The 15,767-nt window shown below is 42.9% G+C and carries 18 protein-coding genes; 5 read left to right on the top strand and 13 right to left on the bottom strand.

Translation table 11 applies throughout. From position 1 onward, the window contains the following. Positions 1-23 precede the first annotated feature (23 nt). Positions 24-884 (bottom strand): lipase family protein, encoded by an 861-nt coding sequence (locus ACUM5Y_RS12635; RefSeq protein WP_445977232.1) that lies wholly within the window; start codon positions 882-884, stop codon positions 24-26. A 200-nt stretch (positions 885-1,084) separates the two neighbouring features. Here ACUM5Y_RS12635 and ACUM5Y_RS12630 point away from each other — a divergent pair, with 200 nt between their 5' ends. Further along, complete coding sequence (locus ACUM5Y_RS12630) at positions 1,085-1,609, top strand: redoxin domain-containing protein (protein WP_445977231.1); 525 nt, start codon at positions 1,085-1,087, stop codon at positions 1,607-1,609. A 66-nt stretch (positions 1,610-1,675) separates the two neighbouring features. Here ACUM5Y_RS12630 and ACUM5Y_RS12625 read toward each other — a convergent pair whose 3' ends face one another. Then, positions 1,676-2,185, bottom strand: coding sequence for a hypothetical protein (locus ACUM5Y_RS12625; protein ID WP_445977230.1), 510 nt, complete (start codon positions 2,183-2,185; stop codon positions 1,676-1,678). A gap of 37 nt (positions 2,186-2,222) precedes the next feature. Between ACUM5Y_RS12625 and ACUM5Y_RS12620 the strand changes: the two genes are divergently transcribed. The 4 genes from ACUM5Y_RS12620 (at position 2,223) to ACUM5Y_RS12605 (ending at position 5,875) form a co-directional block, all read left to right on the top strand. Continuing rightward, positions 2,223-3,377: a M14 family metallopeptidase gene (locus tag ACUM5Y_RS12620; protein ID WP_445977229.1), complete on the top strand. Its 1,155-nt coding sequence runs from the start codon at positions 2,223-2,225 to the stop codon at positions 3,375-3,377. Between the two features lie 118 nt (positions 3,378-3,495). Beyond that, positions 3,496-4,068 (top strand): elongation factor P-like protein EfpL, encoded by a 573-nt coding sequence (gene efpL, locus ACUM5Y_RS12615; protein ID WP_445977228.1) that lies wholly within the window; start codon positions 3,496-3,498, stop codon positions 4,066-4,068. Between the two features lie 156 nt (positions 4,069-4,224). Then, complete coding sequence (locus ACUM5Y_RS12610) at positions 4,225-4,641, top strand: GFA family protein (RefSeq protein ID WP_445977227.1); 417 nt, start codon at positions 4,225-4,227, stop codon at positions 4,639-4,641. 25 nt (positions 4,642-4,666) lie between these two features. Next, positions 4,667-5,875 (top strand): benzoate/H(+) symporter BenE family transporter, encoded by a 1,209-nt coding sequence (locus ACUM5Y_RS12605; RefSeq protein WP_445977270.1) that lies wholly within the window; start codon positions 4,667-4,669, stop codon positions 5,873-5,875. A gap of 72 nt (positions 5,876-5,947) precedes the next feature. Here the strand turns inward: ACUM5Y_RS12605 and ACUM5Y_RS12600 are convergent, their stop codons facing one another. From ACUM5Y_RS12600 to ACUM5Y_RS12550, 11 genes are all read right to left on the bottom strand, one after another. Further along, positions 5,948-6,610 (bottom strand): sensor histidine kinase, encoded by a 663-nt coding sequence (locus ACUM5Y_RS12600; protein ID WP_445977226.1) that lies wholly within the window; start codon positions 6,608-6,610, stop codon positions 5,948-5,950. Positions 6,611-6,612: 2 nt separating this feature from the next. After that, positions 6,613-7,824: a response regulator gene (locus ACUM5Y_RS12595; protein ID WP_445977225.1), complete on the bottom strand. Its 1,212-nt coding sequence runs from the start codon at positions 7,822-7,824 to the stop codon at positions 6,613-6,615. Between the two features lie 25 nt (positions 7,825-7,849). Beyond that, positions 7,850-8,077 carry a DNA gyrase inhibitor YacG gene (gene yacG, locus ACUM5Y_RS12590; RefSeq protein WP_445977224.1) on the bottom strand — a complete coding sequence of 76 codons (228 nt, stop codon included), beginning with the start codon at positions 8,075-8,077 and terminating at the stop codon, positions 7,850-7,852. Continuing rightward, positions 8,074-8,676: a dephospho-CoA kinase gene (gene coaE / locus ACUM5Y_RS12585; RefSeq protein WP_445977223.1), complete on the bottom strand. Its 603-nt coding sequence runs from the start codon at positions 8,674-8,676 to the stop codon at positions 8,074-8,076. The genes yacG and coaE overlap by 4 nt, the downstream gene beginning before the upstream one ends. After that, the gene (locus ACUM5Y_RS12580) at positions 8,666-9,463 is read right to left on the bottom strand and encodes a prepilin peptidase (protein WP_445977222.1); all 798 of its coding nucleotides are present in this window, start codon (positions 9,461-9,463) and stop codon (positions 8,666-8,668) included. Before ACUM5Y_RS12580 ends, coaE begins: the two co-directional genes overlap by 11 nt. Beyond that, a complete protein-coding gene (locus ACUM5Y_RS12575; protein WP_445977221.1) occupies positions 9,460-10,527 on the bottom strand; it encodes a type II secretion system F family protein in 1,068 nt (355 codons plus the stop codon). The genes ACUM5Y_RS12580 and ACUM5Y_RS12575 overlap by 4 nt, the downstream gene beginning before the upstream one ends. A 23-nt stretch (positions 10,528-10,550) precedes the next feature. Then, positions 10,551-11,465: a GspE/PulE family protein gene (locus tag ACUM5Y_RS12570; protein WP_445977220.1), complete on the bottom strand. Its 915-nt coding sequence runs from the start codon at positions 11,463-11,465 to the stop codon at positions 10,551-10,553. Next, positions 11,462-11,902 carry a pilin gene (locus tag ACUM5Y_RS12565; protein ID WP_445977219.1) on the bottom strand — a complete coding sequence of 147 codons (441 nt, stop codon included), beginning with the start codon at positions 11,900-11,902 and terminating at the stop codon, positions 11,462-11,464. Before ACUM5Y_RS12565 ends, ACUM5Y_RS12570 begins: the two co-directional genes overlap by 4 nt. 54 nt (positions 11,903-11,956) lie before the next feature. Continuing rightward, positions 11,957-12,331: a hypothetical protein gene (locus tag ACUM5Y_RS12560; protein WP_445977218.1), complete on the bottom strand. Its 375-nt coding sequence runs from the start codon at positions 12,329-12,331 to the stop codon at positions 11,957-11,959. Positions 12,332-12,434: 103 nt separating this feature from the next. Further along, on the bottom strand, positions 12,435-14,531 hold the full coding sequence (gene pta / locus ACUM5Y_RS12555; RefSeq protein WP_445977217.1) for a phosphate acetyltransferase: 2,097 nt from the start codon (positions 14,529-14,531) through the stop codon (positions 12,435-12,437). Positions 14,532-14,571: 40 nt separating this feature from the next. Further along, a complete protein-coding gene (locus ACUM5Y_RS12550; RefSeq protein WP_445977216.1) occupies positions 14,572-15,762 on the bottom strand; it encodes an acetate/propionate family kinase in 1,191 nt (396 codons plus the stop codon). Positions 15,763-15,767: the final 5 nt, after the last annotated feature.

Here is a 15,767-nt window from a genome sequence, read left to right as displayed (position 1 = left end):
GAGGCCATGGCTTTCCACTAAGGCTAATCTAGTGTAAAGCCAAAAACATTGATGTCTGTCTTGTAGGTCACTTCTTTAGGCTCTTGCTGAAATTCATTGAGCTTAGCAAGGTATGTCACCATTTTATGTGCTATTAAGTTCTTTTCACTAGGAATGCTACTGCCGAATTTTGTGGCCCGTAGCATGCTTTTTATGCCTGTTGTAAGCGCATACTGATTGTTTCCTTGTAAAATTACCTCATCCCCCATGTGCCAAAATATATCAAGATTGGTGATCTGCAAAGGGCTGATAGGCGGCACCAGCGGCACTATATCTTCTGGCGTCACGACTCGTAGCAGGGGGAGGGCGATAAACTTTTTAGCGCCAGTCACATTGGTTACCTTGGGCTGACCAAAGGTAATGACCTGCTGTAAATTGTAGCCATCCTGTTCAAGATACATGGCTAAAATGACGGCGATGGCGCCTCCCAAGCTATGACCTGTAGTAGTGATTGGCTTGCCATCAACTAAGTAGGGTTGAACCTCTTGATAAACCGCCCGAGCGGCACTGGCAAAGCCTTGATGCAAGCTGATCTCTAATGTGGCGTCTGTTTGCAACGCGAGATTAAGGTTCAGCATAACGTTTTCAAGATTGGCGGTGCCGCGAATGGCGATGGTTTGTATGTCGTCATTTGTGCTTAGGAAAAAGCTTACCTGAGAGTTTGTAAAGGTCGCTTGATGCACCAGTGTACGTTGACTCTTTTCGAGTGTTTCTCTAAGTGCTTCATCATCTAAATAAGTACCGTTTGACAATTCTGCATGTTGTTTTATCGCTGCAAAGTCGGGAGCCGAATGGGCATGGGTGGAAAAAATAATCAGCAAGATTAAAGCAAGTACGAGGCGCATAGTGTAGAGCTAATCACAATAGTAAATGGAGGACAGAGACTACTAAATAAAGCATGGCTCGTGAACTAAAGAAGTGTTTATTTAAGTAGTGCTTTTAGTAGATCAAGGAAGTAATTCACAAGTTAAAATATTTACAGTGACTATTGTATGATTATTTGTGACACTCAAAATTCAATAATTAGAATATCGGAGATGAGTAGATGGCTAGTCAGAAAATTGATGCAGGAATGGCGTTTCCAACCTTTACTGCAAAATCTGTAGCGACTGGAGAGCAAATCACTGTAGGTGAAGCCAATGGTAAATGGCAATTGGTGATTGTTTATCGCGGCAAGCATTGCGGACGCTGTAAAAAATACTTAAACATTTTAGAGCAGCAACAACAGGCTTGGGCAGATGCTGGCTTTGATATCATGACTGTCTCTGCAGATTCTCAAACCAAAGCTCAGCTGGATGTTGCTGAGTTTAACTGGACCTTCCCAATCGCTTGTGAGCTGAGCATTGATGAAATGAAAAAGTTAGGCGTCTATATCAGTGAGCCATTGAGTGCCAACGAAGCGGATGGTCCATTTTCTGAACCTGCCGTATTCTGTCTACGTCCTGATGGTAGTGTACAAATTGTGGCGCTATCGAATGGTCCTGCAGCACGACCGGATCTTGCGGAATTACTAGACGGTATGATTTTTACCATTGAGAACGAACGTCCAGCGCGTGGTACTTATCAATAAGTCGTTTTATTTGGGTACCCTGTTGCTAGGGTATCCAAATTTGCCGATTCCTCTCAAGGAAAGGCCTTATTCCTGTTCTATGTCGGCAGGATCGATAAGTTCATGGTCTGCGGCGATTTGCAACAACTGCATGATCAGTTCGTCCGGTGGCAAAAGGTGTAAAGGGGTATGGATTCCCATGTCATTGACCACCTCATCTAATTGCACATCTCGCTCTTCAAACCAAGTATAAATGCTTTGCACCTCAAAACTTGGCTCTAAACCTTTAGCATCATACGTGGCTTCAATGAGAGGCGATATTGTCTCTGGTTCGAGTGCATACACCACATCCGTATCAAATTCGTTAATCCATTCTGCTAAAATGTCACTGGCTTCAAAGCCAAATTCATAGAGCTGTTGTTCGTCTAAATCTAATGGGTTTGATTCTATTGAGTGATCTTCCAACCAGGCATCATCAGGGATGACTAATACTTCTTTTACCTGTGCTGTGTGTGTAGACCAAGTAAAGAGTAATGGGAAAGCTGGCTCGTCGGAAGAATTAGCGACAGCCGTTATGAATATAGGTAAACTTGCCATAATATAGAATCACAATTTAAGTGTAAGGAATAAATGAATGACCAGCCGAATCAAGATTAGTAGTGAATTTGATGGCGGTAATATTTCCGTTATTGACGCGACGGAACCCGACAATATTAGAGTAAAAATCCCTAACGATACAAACTCTAAATTCCTACAGTGGTTTTATTTTCGTTTACAAGGCGGAATGGGCGAACAATGTGTTATTCATTTTGAGAATGCCAGCCAGGCCGCTTATCCAGATGGTTGGGTAGATTATCAGGCTGTGGCCTCTTATGACCGGGAATATTGGTTCCGAGTGCCTACTGAATACAAAGACGGCAAGTTGGTTATTCATCATCAGCCAGAACAAGACAGTGTCTACTATGCCTATTTTGCCCCTTACAGCTATGAGCGCCATTTAGACATGCTGGCTTGGGCGGCCAGCCATGAAGATTGTATTACCGATCATATCGGTGAAACCGCTGAAGGCCGTGATATTACGCTTTTAGAGATAAGTAAAACTCAGGGTTTAGCCAAGAATGTCTGGATCATTGCCCGTCAACATCCTGGCGAAACAATGGCAGAATGGTTTGTCGAAGGCCTGTTAGAACGTTTGTTTGATGAGTCTCACCCTATTGCAAGATCATTACTGAACCAGTGTCGCTTTTACGTTGTCCCCAATATGAATCCAGACGGTGGAGTGCACGGTAATCTCAGAGTGAACTCCAAGGGCGTGAACTTAAACCGCGAGTGGAAAAATCCGAGCAAAGAGTTCAGCCCAGAAGTTCTGGCCGTACAGAAAAAAATGGCTGAAACAGGTGTAGATGTCTTCTTAGATATACATGGTGATGAAGCTTTGCCCGTCAATTTTGTGGACGGTTGTCAGGGTGTGCCATCTTTTGATGAGCGAATGGCCACTATGGAAAGTATTTTCAAAGATGCTTTTTGTGCGGTTAGCCCAGACTTTCAAACAGAGATTGGCTATACCCCGGATCAATTTGGTGAAGCGAACTTAACGGTGGCAACCAAATGGGTAGGGGAGACTTACCGTTGCTTGGCGTTAACCTTAGAGATGCCCTTTAAAGATAACCAAAACTTACCCGATGAAATCGTGGGTTGGTCGCCTGAGCGAGCTAAAATTTTAGGCGCTGATGTGTTATATCCTCTGCATCAAATTATGGCCAGTGCGTCTATGAAAGCTGAGGATTAATTGGTGATATTTAAGGGTGAAGTCTAGATGACAAAGGCATTTTTTCAGCTACACTAGACGACACACTTAAACTTGGATTGAGTGTGTATTTTTAATGGTTTTTATCAGGATATAGAGAATGCCAAAAGCGTCTGAAATTAAAAAAAATGTTGCCATAGATTATGATGGTAAGACCTTTATCGTAAAAGATATTGAGCGTTCTGTGCCTCAAGGTCGTGCTGGTGGGAGCCTATATCGCATGCGTATGTACGATGTGGTAACAGGCAGAAAAGTGGATGAGACCTTTAAAGATTCAGACATGATCAATCTGGCTGATCTTGTGCGTCGTCCAGCGATGTTTTCTTATTTGGATGGTGAAGAATATGTCTTTATGGATACAGAAGACTACACACCTTACAATTTGAATAAGGCCTCCATTGAGGAAGAAGTGCTCTTCATTAATGAAGAAACCACAGGCATCCAGGTGATTTTGGTCAGCGACTCGCCTGTTGCGTTGGATATGCCCACCAATGTGGAATTGGAAGTGGTTGAAACTGATCCATCTATCAAAGGTGCTTCAGCCACGTCTAGAACAAAGCCTGCAGTACTTTCAACTGGAGCAACGGTTCAAGTACCAGAGCATATTTCTACGGGTGACCGCATCAAGGTTAACGTGGAAGAGCGTAAATTTGCAGGTCGTGCTGAAAAATAGCACCGAATGTATTTAGATTAAAAAATGCAGCCTAAGTGCTGCATTTTTTATGCAAAGTTTGTTGAACCTAACTCTGCTCTAAGGTGTAATAATTTACCGATTAGCTTAATAAGCTGCGTAGTTACAACATGTTCAATGACGATGTGAGAAGACCTAATGAGTGAAGCCAAATATCCTATTAAAGGCGCTTGTCAGTGTGGACAAGTGACTTATGAGTTATTAGCCGCCCCAGCTATGGTGGCAGCTTGTCACTGCCGTGAATGTCAAAAACTTTCAACGAGCGCTTTCAGCTTAACAGCCTTTGTAGACAGTAAAAATATTCGCTTTCAAGGTGAAATGGCCGAATGGAAACGCCCAGCAGACAGTGGTAATATCAGCGCCGCAAAGTTTTGTACTAATTGTGGTAACCGCTTATACCATTATAATCCTGCTGAGCCGGACAGTATCAAGCTGAAGCCTTCAACACTTGAAGACACCAGCATCCTGAATCCTGCTATTCATATTTGGACCAGTGAAAAGCAAGACTGGTACCAAATACCTGAAGGTGTTAAAACCTGTGAAAAGCAGCCATAACAGTATTTGCTAAGCGTTACTATGGATATCAAGCGCCCTATATGGGCGCTTTTATTATGTTAAGGAAAAATGTGTGTTAAGGGATTTAAGTGTTAGTGCCATTGTGGCAGGTTTTGTTGCCGTCTTAATTGGTTTTGCAAGTTCAGTGGCAATTGTGTTTCAGGCGGCTCAAGCCGCTGGTGCGGACCCTGCGACTATCGTTTCTTGGATTATGGCGCTTGGTCTTGGCATGGGGTTAAGCTGCTTCTTTCTCTCTTTATGGTATAAAGCCCCTGTCATTACCGCTTGGTCGACTCCCGGTGCCGCACTTTTAGCCACAAGCCTAGGGGCTATTAGTTACCCTGAGGCCATTGGTGTATTTGTTTTTGCCAGTGGCTTAGCCGCCATCACAGGATTGACTGGTGGCTTTGATAAACTCATGCGCTGGGTGCCCTTACCAATCGCTTGTGCCATGTTAGCAGGGGTGCTGTTTAATTTTGGTCTTGCTGTTTTTACATCCTTTGAAAGTAATATATTTTTAGTAGGCGCCATGTTATTGGCGTACTTGGTTAGCAAGCTGGTGGTTCCACGCTATTCAGTGTTAGTGGTATTAGTCACAGGCGTTGTTTGGGTCCTGCTGAATGATAATAGTGCGAGTATGGGTGAAATTCCCCTTACATTAGGGAGCTTTCATTGGGTATGGCCAGAATGGAATCTTGGGGCCATTATTGGTATTGGTATTCCTCTTTATATTGTTACCATGACCTCACAAAATATCCCTGGTGTGGTGGTAATGAAAAATGCTGGCTATCAAACACCGGTTTCCCCGTTGATTTCGTGGACAGGTATTGCTGGCGTTGTGCTAGCGCCATTAGGCGGTTTTGCGTTTAACTTAGCGGCCATTACCGCGGCTATTTGCTCAGGTGATGAGTGTCATAAAGATCCAGCTAAGCGCTATATTGCAGGCTTATCGGCTGGTGTCTTCTATATGCTTGCGGGTATGGCCGGTGCCACGGTTGTCGCTATGTTTTCTATATTTCCTGCTGCCATGATTGCAGCGTTAGCAGGAATCGCCTTGTTTGGCACTATAGCAACTAATTTGAAAAATGCTCTGGGTGAAGATGCTACTCGTGAAGCGGCCTTAGTGACGTTTTTAGTGACTGTATCTGGGTTGTCTTTCGCTGGCATTGCCTCAGCATTTTGGGGGATTTTATTTGGAGCGATTTTCCTAGTGGTGAGCAGAATCAAGCGCTAGGTTTTAAATAATATTAAAAAGGCCCGCACTAAAATTTTAGGCGGGCCTTATTTTTATGAGTCAACAACGTGTCTATTGAGGCAGATAAACCGCTAAGCGTGCGCCACCCAGTAGCGATGACACTTCACGTTTAATAAAACCTTTCGTATCTTTAAGCTGATGAGCATTGGCTGAAAGGGCAGAGAAATAGAGCCCTAGACCTGTATTAGACTCATCGAAGTCACTGGTATCTTCTATTAAATCACTGTCAAAACCTTTGCCATCATCATCAATGGCAAGCACTAAGAAACCATTGTCCAAACTGGCGTTTATGCAAATTTTAGATTTTGCAAAGCGGATAGCATTATAGACAGCCGTACTCACTACAGCAGTCATTAATCGTTCATCAAATGTGCCAATAAGTTTTGGGTCACATTGATACTCTAGCTCTAGAGACTTGGCATTGGCGGATGGTTGTAGGGCGAAGGTTTGATCGTCTAAAAACTCATCCATTAAAAAAGTATCTATATGTAATTCGTAGCCGTCAGAAGCCAGCTTATAGAGATACAGATATTCCACCCACTCATCATTGAGCTTTTTTAATGACTCTTCAATGGTCACTATCTTGTCTTGGTTTTGATCACTTTGGGGAAGGGTATCTTTTAAAGACTGTAATTTGTAGAGCAGGGTGCCAACTTGGTTTTTACTTTCATGAATAGCACTGGCTAATATGGTGCTGATGTCCAAGTTTTTCATAGTCAGGCTCCGAAAGCAGTTTGGTAGGTGGCTATTTGTTCATCGCTTAAAGGGGTAGTTTGTTTTGAGTTGGATTCTGCACTCCAAGTATTAAATACTTGCTTAGCATTTTTCTTATCATTTTTAGCAAGAAGCAAATCGATTTCATAGGAGTAACAGGTAGCACGAACAGAAGGTTGATCAAAAAACAAGTTGTGAAGCTTTTTTAGTGTATTGTTGAAATTACCTTCATGTCGACTAAGTAAGTGCTCTTCCTGAGCAATTTTGACAATAGACTTAAGGTGTCCAAAATATATTTCAGGACTGTTATAACAAGAGTTTTTGGCAAGAAATACCGCTCTACGATAGGCTGTCTCCGCTATGTCGTAATCTCCAAGGGATAAACTAACCTTCCCCAATTCAATTTGACGCATTAGGTTTTTCGGTGAGCGTTCAACCGCATCAATCAAAACTTGCTGGGCTTCTTGTGGTAAGTTCTGCGCCATTTTGATTTTTGCTAACCAATCATAAGCACTTACAAAGAAGCGATTGTCCATCATGAGCTGGCGGAACATTTGTTCCGCTTTATCTAGCTCGCCAATATGGAATTTTGCTTGTGCTTTGCCAAACAATGCCCAAGGCATTTTTCGTTCATTTAGGGTTTTATTAAAGACAGCAATTGCATTTCTGTAGTCTTTAAGTTTTAAGTAACTTTCACCGACAATACGCTGGCATTTACCCGCAAGTTGAGGGTGTTCCTCGGCGATAACTTTTGCTTCCGTGATGGCTTTCTTAAGGTCGCCCGCGTCTAATGCTAGGTTAACCGGAAGTAATTTTTCCTTCATGGTTAACATCTTATCAAGTCGGCGTTGTAGTACTGCTTGAGAGAAGGGTTTGGTAATGTAGCCGTCTGGTTGAAACTCGATGGCGCCCATTACCATCTCAATAGAGGTTTCAGCAGTTACCATTAGATAGGTTGTGGTGTGAGGAATAAGGTTAGAATGGCGTAGCTCTTCCAAAAGCTCCTGACCATCTTTACCACGACCAAGATTGTAATCTGACAATATGACATCGAAAGTGGTGTTTTGTAGTAATTCGATGGCAATTTCTGCCTTCATTGCAATCTCAATAGAGCCAAATCCAAAGTCATTAAGCATCTTCTTCTGCATAATACGCGCTTCCGCCATATCTTCTATCAGCAGTGCTTTTTTCTTTGAAAAATTTTGAGAATGCATGTGTTGTAAACTTCCTGTTTAAGATTTATAAAAATGATTTATTCGCATCAACCCTCAGATCTTCTGAAAATATCTCGTCCTCTTCGGATGTCTGTTGGGGGATTGCGTAAGATTCATTTGCCCATTCACCTAAATCAATGAGTTTACACTTCGAGCTGCAAAATGGTCGATCTGGATTCTCTGTAGACCAGACCACTTTTTTACTGCAAGTCGGACAAGCAATTTTTGCTTGTGATATTTTGTTATCTGTCATAATAACTCTAAAATTTCTTTGTGTAATCTATGAACTTTACCATTCAAATCAATAATATTACCAGTATTTTCCAATACAAAGTCAGCTTTAGAGAGTCGTTCGTCATTACTTAACTGAGAAGCTATTATTTTATCTGCATTGACTTCACTGGTATTGTCCCGATTCATTACCCGTACCCGCTGTAAAGATGTAGGAACATCGATGGCGATAGTGAATTGACATTGGGAGTTTTGACCTGTTTCAAAAAGAAGCGGATGGACCATCAAGACATAGGGTGAAGTGGCTTGGTTTAGTTCCTCTAGAAGCTGTTTTCTAATGGCTGGATGAGTGAGTTGTTCAAGCCATTTTCTTTCGTCACTGTTATCGAAAACTATACTTCTGAGCAGACTTCTATTAAGTGAGCCATCGTCTAGCAATATGTCATCACCATAACGTAAGTGAATGGCTGTAAGGCAATGTGTGCCGATTGCCACCGCCTGTCTTGCCACATCGTCAGCGTCGACAGATTGAATGCCAAGCTCGTTAAACAGTTTTGCAATGGTGCTTTTTCCGGAACCTATGCCACCAGCAAGGCCAATAATAGGGGGGTTATTGAGCATAATAAAAAAACACTACTATTCCTGATATTGCCAAAAAAGGCCCAAAAGCTATCTGGGATGTTTTGCTTACTCTAGAGTTGGTTATAAGCATGGCTAAAGTGTACAAGATGGCCATAAGGCTTGCACCCAGTAAAATACTGGTTAAAGCGCTAGGACCCAGCCAAGCTGCCATTACTGAGTAAAGCTTTACATCCCCCAGCCCCATAACCTCTTGATTTTTAAACATTGAAAAGAAATATCTCAGCAAGAAGAGTGCACCGAAGGCAAGCATCATAGCCAGAACATGACTAGAAAGAGTGTGTGTATTTAATTGAATGGTTAGTGCGCAAACGAGTATGACAAGACAGCATTCGTCGGGTATGTAGCCTGTTTTAAAGTCAATCCTAGAGAGTGTTACTAAAGCGCTTAAAATCAGGAGATTTAATATAAGGCTAATCGCGTTAGGTATTACAAGAGATAAAAGGATTGCTATTATCAGGTGTGTTACTTCTAGTGCAGGGTAAAGCTTAAAAAGAAAGTTATTACATGATGGGCATCTTCTCTGGTTAAGGATGTAGCCCATAACTGGAAGGCGGTGATGGATTTTAAGGGGCTTCTGGCAGCAGTCGCTTTTCCAGAAAGACCCACTATAGCTTATGGGCTTGAATTCTAAGTCGAGAATTTCGTGAGCCTCTCTACGCCATAATAGATCTTGTTGTTTTGGCCAGTTTATACAAAAATACGCACTATAACTGCCTAGAAAAGGACTTAGGAAGATGATCGCTAGGGTTAATGATTGATCCATCATGGTGAAAGATTAAACATGGGGCTGTATAGGACAAGTAGCGTTTTTGCAACAAAACCACCAGCAATGAGTAGGCAGATAACAGGTAGGGTTTTCTCAAAAATATTAATGTTTCGTTGCCAGCGCTTTTCATGTTGGGACGCAGCAAGGGTTAATGCTCGTTCAATATTGCCATCTTTGGCGGCACTATGAAGAGCAAGTTCTGCTTGCTGTGGAAACCAATTTTTGGGAAAGCTCTCAACATAACTTTTACCCAGTTTTAAAGCGTAATAGGTTTTGAGTATTTCGGCCTGTAACCCTTTATGAACAAAATAGTTAGGCATTTGCTGTAGGGCTTGTTGAAAGGCATAACCGGATTTCCGTAATGTATTGATAATGATGAAAAGTTTCGTTAAACGAAAATGCTCATTGTATTTTTCGACGTAAGTGCAAGCATGGCCCGTGATAAGTGCTCTGAATAACAAGACTTGTACACTCGTGATCAAAATGTATTGAGTGAGGATAATTACTAAGTCCATATTACTATCAGGTGATTCAGTTGATAGTAGTAATTGGTTGGCCATCATCATCAGGAAGGCAATTTGAATAATACAGCTGGGGTACATTAATGCTTTAATTAATCGTTTCGACCAAGAGAGCAAAGCGTCTAATTGAGAGATAGACAGCTCAAGGCTAGCAATGCAATCTTCTCTGGAGCCGTGTTCATTGATTAATTGGCAAAAGGCTTGCGTTTGTTTGTGGGATAAACGATTAAGAATACTATTAAGACTGTTACCACGATCTAACTCATTTAAGATTGCTTGGTTAATATCGCAGAAGTTCTGATTGGTATTGGATCTAGTTAAATGTTCAAAGGCGTCTTTTAGTTGAAGCCCAGAAAGCAATGCACTGTGTAGCTCCCTATAAAAAAACAATAAACCCTTATAATGAAAAGGCTTTGGATTCCAGCAGGTTATTTTAATTTGCCATAGCCCAAGTGCTAGGTAGTCATAGAGTAGCGTATCGGGATTTTCATGGAATCGAAATTCGTGCTGATTCTTAGTTGTGTATATTTTAAACCAAGGCATAGGCTTTACTCACTCCTAGTCTTTTAGTGGGCGCTCCAAAGGGTAGGTTGCTCAATTAAGACTTCATAGCTGTTTGGTAGGGTGCCTTGCCAATTAGGCTCAATGGCACTAAAGGCGGCGTATCCAGATGCATCCTTGTAGGACATAGTTTGATGAATGATGAGCTGAAGTGAGCTGACCAAAGAAAAGAAATCTACATTCCAAGCTCGGCAACGATGGATGGCATCCAATGGTGAATTGGTGTGCAGTGTGGCAAGCACTAAATGCCCTGTAAGCGCGGCGCTAACGGCTAAATTGGCTGTATGTGTATCACGGATTTCACCAACCATGATCACATCGGGGTCTTGACGTAGAAATGCCTTTAACAAGTCAGAACTGGTCATTTGAATGGCATCATTGGGCTCGCATTGATTAATGCCAGAAATTTCATATTCCACTGGATCTTCAATAGTGAAAATACTTCTTTGACCTGTGTTTAATTTATCTAAACAGGCATATAAGGTTGTACTTTTTCCGGCGCCTGTTGCTCCGCAAACTAAAATTAACCCATGGGAATGGTCGAGCGCTTTTTCTAGGCTGTTTAATAAGCCATTCGGAAAACCCAGCTGATTGATTGTGAGCCTTTGTTTATCAGGTAGTAATCGTAAGGCAACTTTTTCTCCTTTAATGGTGGAAATAATACTGACGCGGACAAAACATTGGCACCTATGGTCCTCATATAAGAACTGACCTTCTTGGCTGCGACGACTTTCTGATAAATCTAAGTTTGCCCGCATTTTAATTCGATTCACTAAATGACAATCTCGTCTTTGCAACTCGATCGTTTCGAGTTGGCCATAAACACGTTGAGAGATGTAAGTAAGGTCATCTATGTGGGCTATATGAATGTCTGTAGCATGATTCGCAATGGCATTACTGAGAATTTGTTCTAGAGTCATTCTTCAATCTCCTGGCAATGGCTAGGCAACAGAGCTTGTTCAAGATCTGAAGTGCACTTCCAGTTTTGATCGCTATCTCGTTGATAATCAAAATACTGCCCATCATCAATACCCGCATCTGCATTGAGACTAATCACTATATGTCCTGTCATTCCGTCGTTATCTTTAACCTGTACGGATTTAACAACTGAATTATCAGGGAGAGTACGTTTTAAGGGGGAGAATTGTGTGGAGGATGGGAAAGCTCCATTAATCAGTATGAATTCTTCTACTATGGCTTGGTGCTGTGTGGCGATGTTCTGTGCTTCAACTAATTTGGCTTTGGCGATTTGACGAACAAAAGAGGGGGCGGATAGGCTGGCAATGATAGAGATGATCGCAATAACAACCATAAGTTCTAATAGGGTGAAGCCACCCTGTAAGCGTCGGTTTCTCATTCTTCTCTCCTTGAAGATTTACGCTCTAGCATCCTGCTTAAGCGTCATTTGGGATTAGGCTAAAGTATCAAGCCGGTCTCCTATTCTAGTTTGTTGTTGGTAGCGCTCAAGCTGTTGTTGCTCTTCAATAAGCAGTTGCTCACGGGCAAGGTATTCTTCTCTTTGTCGTTCTAGCTGGCGTTGTTGATTAAGTTGTTCTGCTTGTTGTTTCAGCTCATCAATGGATACTTGGCGATTTTGTTCTGCAAGGGCTTGGCTTTCTTCGGATACAGTAACCACCAAATCACTCGATGCTTTGGCATTTCTAGAATGTTGGGCAGCAAGGTTGTTATCATCGTCAGAGCGTTGGTCGAATTGCTCTTGTATAGGCCGTTGGTTAACACTCAAGGTGCTTGAAGCGGCTATAGCATGAGGTAGGCTACCTGACATTTTAATCACCAAATGAGTTAATGGAACAATTTAAGTTTAGTCACCATATAAAATAAATCCAACTCAGTAAACGACTGAGTTGGATTTATTTTTAAGGGCCTAATTAATGTGCAACCTGTCCTGCCTGAATGGCAGTGATGGCAATAGTGTAGACAATGTCGTCAACTAAGGCGCCGCGAGATAGGTCGTTTACTGGCTTACGAATCCCTTGCAACATAGGCCCGATACTGACCACATCTGCGCTTCGCTGAACGGCTTTATAGGTAGTGTTACCTGTATTTAAATCTGGGAAGATAAACACGGTAGCTTTACCAGCAACCTTGCTGTTTGGTGCTTTTTGTTTCGCTACCTTTTCCATGATAGCTGCGTCGTATTGTAGCGGACCATCAATTAATAGATCAGGTCTTAGCTCTTGAGCTATGCGAGTAGCTTCTCGTACCTTGTCCACGTCATTACCTGTACCAGAGCCACCAGTACTGTAGCTGATCATGGCAACTTTCGGTGCAATACCAAACGCTGTCGCAGAGTCAGCACTTTGAATGGCAATCTCAGCGAGCTGCTCGGCTGTTGGGTCTGGGTTAATGGCACAGTCCCCATAAACAAGTACTTGATCAGGTAGACACATGAAGAATACTGACGATACAAGAGATGCGGTAGGAGATGTTTTTACCAACTGTAAAGCAGGGCGAATGGTGTTGGCTGTGGTGTGAATAGCACCCGATACCAGACCATCAACATCGTTGGTTTGGAGCATCATGGTGCCTAACACAACATTGTCTTCAAGTTGTTCTCTGGCAACAATGTCCGTCAAACCACGGTGTTTACGTAATTCGACCATAGGCGCCACATAACGATCACGAATACTGGCAGGATCAAGTATTTCCACACCATGGCTCAATTCAATACCGTTGTTTTGCGCAATGCGGATGATCTCAGCTTCATTACCTAATAAAGTACAGCGAGCAATGCCTCGCTCTGCACAGATTGAAGCCGCTTGTATGGTACGAAGCTCCTCTCCTTCTGGAAGAATGATGCGTTTGTTAAGTGAGCGAGCTTGCTCAATCAAACGATAACGGAAAGCCGGTGGTGAAAGCTTACGTTCGTCTTGGTTTAGGGCAAATGAATTAATCCAATCATGGTCGATACAGCGGGCAATATGTTCTTTAACATTCAAGATACGCTCTTTGTCATCTAAAGGTATCTCTTGGTTAAAAGACTGCATATTGATAGCCGTTTCCCAGCTATTAGACGCAACAGAAAGAATAGGTAAGCCTTTTGCCATAGCTTTACCGCACAAGGCCATAAGGGCTTCACTGGGCTGGTAATTGCCTGTTAATACAAGCGCAGCGATTTTTGTGTCGTTCAATGCCGCAATGGCAGTGGCCATGATGATATCGGTTCTGTCTCCTGGGGTGAAAACCAATACGCCAGGTTTTAGCGCTTCCAGCATGTTTTCAACACCGCGGGCACACAAGGTATAAGAGTGCACTCGACGGCTCTCCATCTCACCGGCATTAACCACCTTAGCTTGTAGAAAGTCAGCTACGTCTTTTACCCTTGGGTAGGTAAGTTCCTCGGAGCGAGGAATCTGACCTAACAAGCTAAAGTTGCGTTTAAAAATACTGCGTTGGGCAAATAAATCACCGTAGGATTTCACACCCAAAGAGCCTGGTGTGGTTTTGTTTAAGATACAGCCGATAACATCTGGGTCTTTAATGCCACCATAAGAGCCAGCAGCGATTTCTACATGATGCTCCAGCTCATTAACACGCATATCTTTTGGAGCCGTCACCAACACAAGACCAGCATCTAGGGTGCGAGCAATGGCTTTATTAAGGCGTGTTGCGTATGGGTGGCCTGGAATCTGAGCAAGACCTTCCACAATCACGGTAGAGTCAGCTTCAACACAAGCCTGGAAACGGCCGACCACTTCTTCCATGAGCTCATCTATGTTGTCGTTATATAAATAACGTTCGGCTTCATGCAGCGGAATAGGTTCAGAAGGGGTAAGGGTGGAACCTTGCGCGACCATTGCGGTAGATTTGTCAGGCCCTGAATCCCCCGGTTGTGGTTGTGCGATAGGTTTGAAAAAACTGGCTTTTAGACCTTGCTGCTCTAAAGCTCTGACCAAGCCAACCGAGACTGAGGTCAAACCAACACCTGGGCCTGTTGGTACGGTCATGAGTACATTGATTGACATAGTTATAAGTCCTTATAAGACGACAAATAAGTCATCTCGGTTATTTCTGAATAAGTGAAATGGTGTCCAGGGCGATCATCAACTCTTCATTAGTTGGGATAACCCAAATTTGAGTCTGGCAACCTTCATTAGTTAGATTACTGATTTCGCCTCTAGGCGCTTGTTGGTTTTTGGTTTCATCAAGCTTGATCCCAAAAGCCTTTAAGCGCTGACAAATTTGCTCACGTAAATAAACTGAATTCTCGCCAATGCCACCCGTGAAGACTAAATGGTCAATGCTGTCTAATGTGGTCGCTGTGCTTGCCAAATATTTTGCAGTGCGAGAGGCAAAGATATCCAACGACAACTTGGCTCTTTCGTCCCCAGACAGCATGGCTTCTTCTAACGTTCGGCAATCATTGGATAATTCTGAAACACCTAATAAGCCGCTTTGTTTATTGAGTACATCTAGAGCGGCGTCTTGACTGATGTTTTCAGCTTGACTGATAAAGGAAATAAGACTTGGATCTAGACTGCCGCTGCGCGTGCCCATCATCAACCCTTCTAATGGCGTGATTCCCATGCTGGTGTCACTGGATTGACCATGGTTGATGGCACAGGTACTGGCACCATTACCCAAGTGTGCAACCAACACCCCTTGTTGTTCACTGCCTGGAGAGGTTTTCGCTAATTGTTGGCTAATGTAGCGGTAGCTGGTGCCATGGAAACCGTACTTACGAAAGCCATGGTTACGGTAGTAGGACATGGGGATAGGGTAGAGGTACTGTTCTGCTTCTAATGACTGGTGGAAAGAAGTATCGAAAACCGCCACCTGTGGAATGCCTGGAAACAGCTCAAAAGTTACTTCAATACCCTTAATGTGTGCTGGGCTATGTAGAGGAGCAAATTTAGCACACTCTTCAATGCCGTTGATAACGTACTCATCAATTATGATGGAGGAAGCGAAGGTTTCACCACCATGGACAACTCTATGCCCAATACCAACGAGACCCTGTAGAATATCTGGGTGCTGATCTAGCCATTGTTTAATCACAGTGACCGCTTCTTTATGAGTGCCTTCTATTAAAGGTGATTGTGATTTTTCACCTTGGTACTTAATGCTAATAAGGCTCTCATCGCTGCCGAGTCTTTCGGCTATGCCCTCGACAAGGGTTTGCTGTCCTGCATTAGCAAGCACTGCAAACTTTAACGAAGAGCTGCCGCAATTAACGACTAAAATATTGTCTTGCATAATGA

Source organism: Marinomonas dokdonensis (assembly GCF_052747885.1).
Note: the sequence above shows the minus strand (reverse complement) of the source record. Positions and strands in the feature narration are given on the sequence as shown.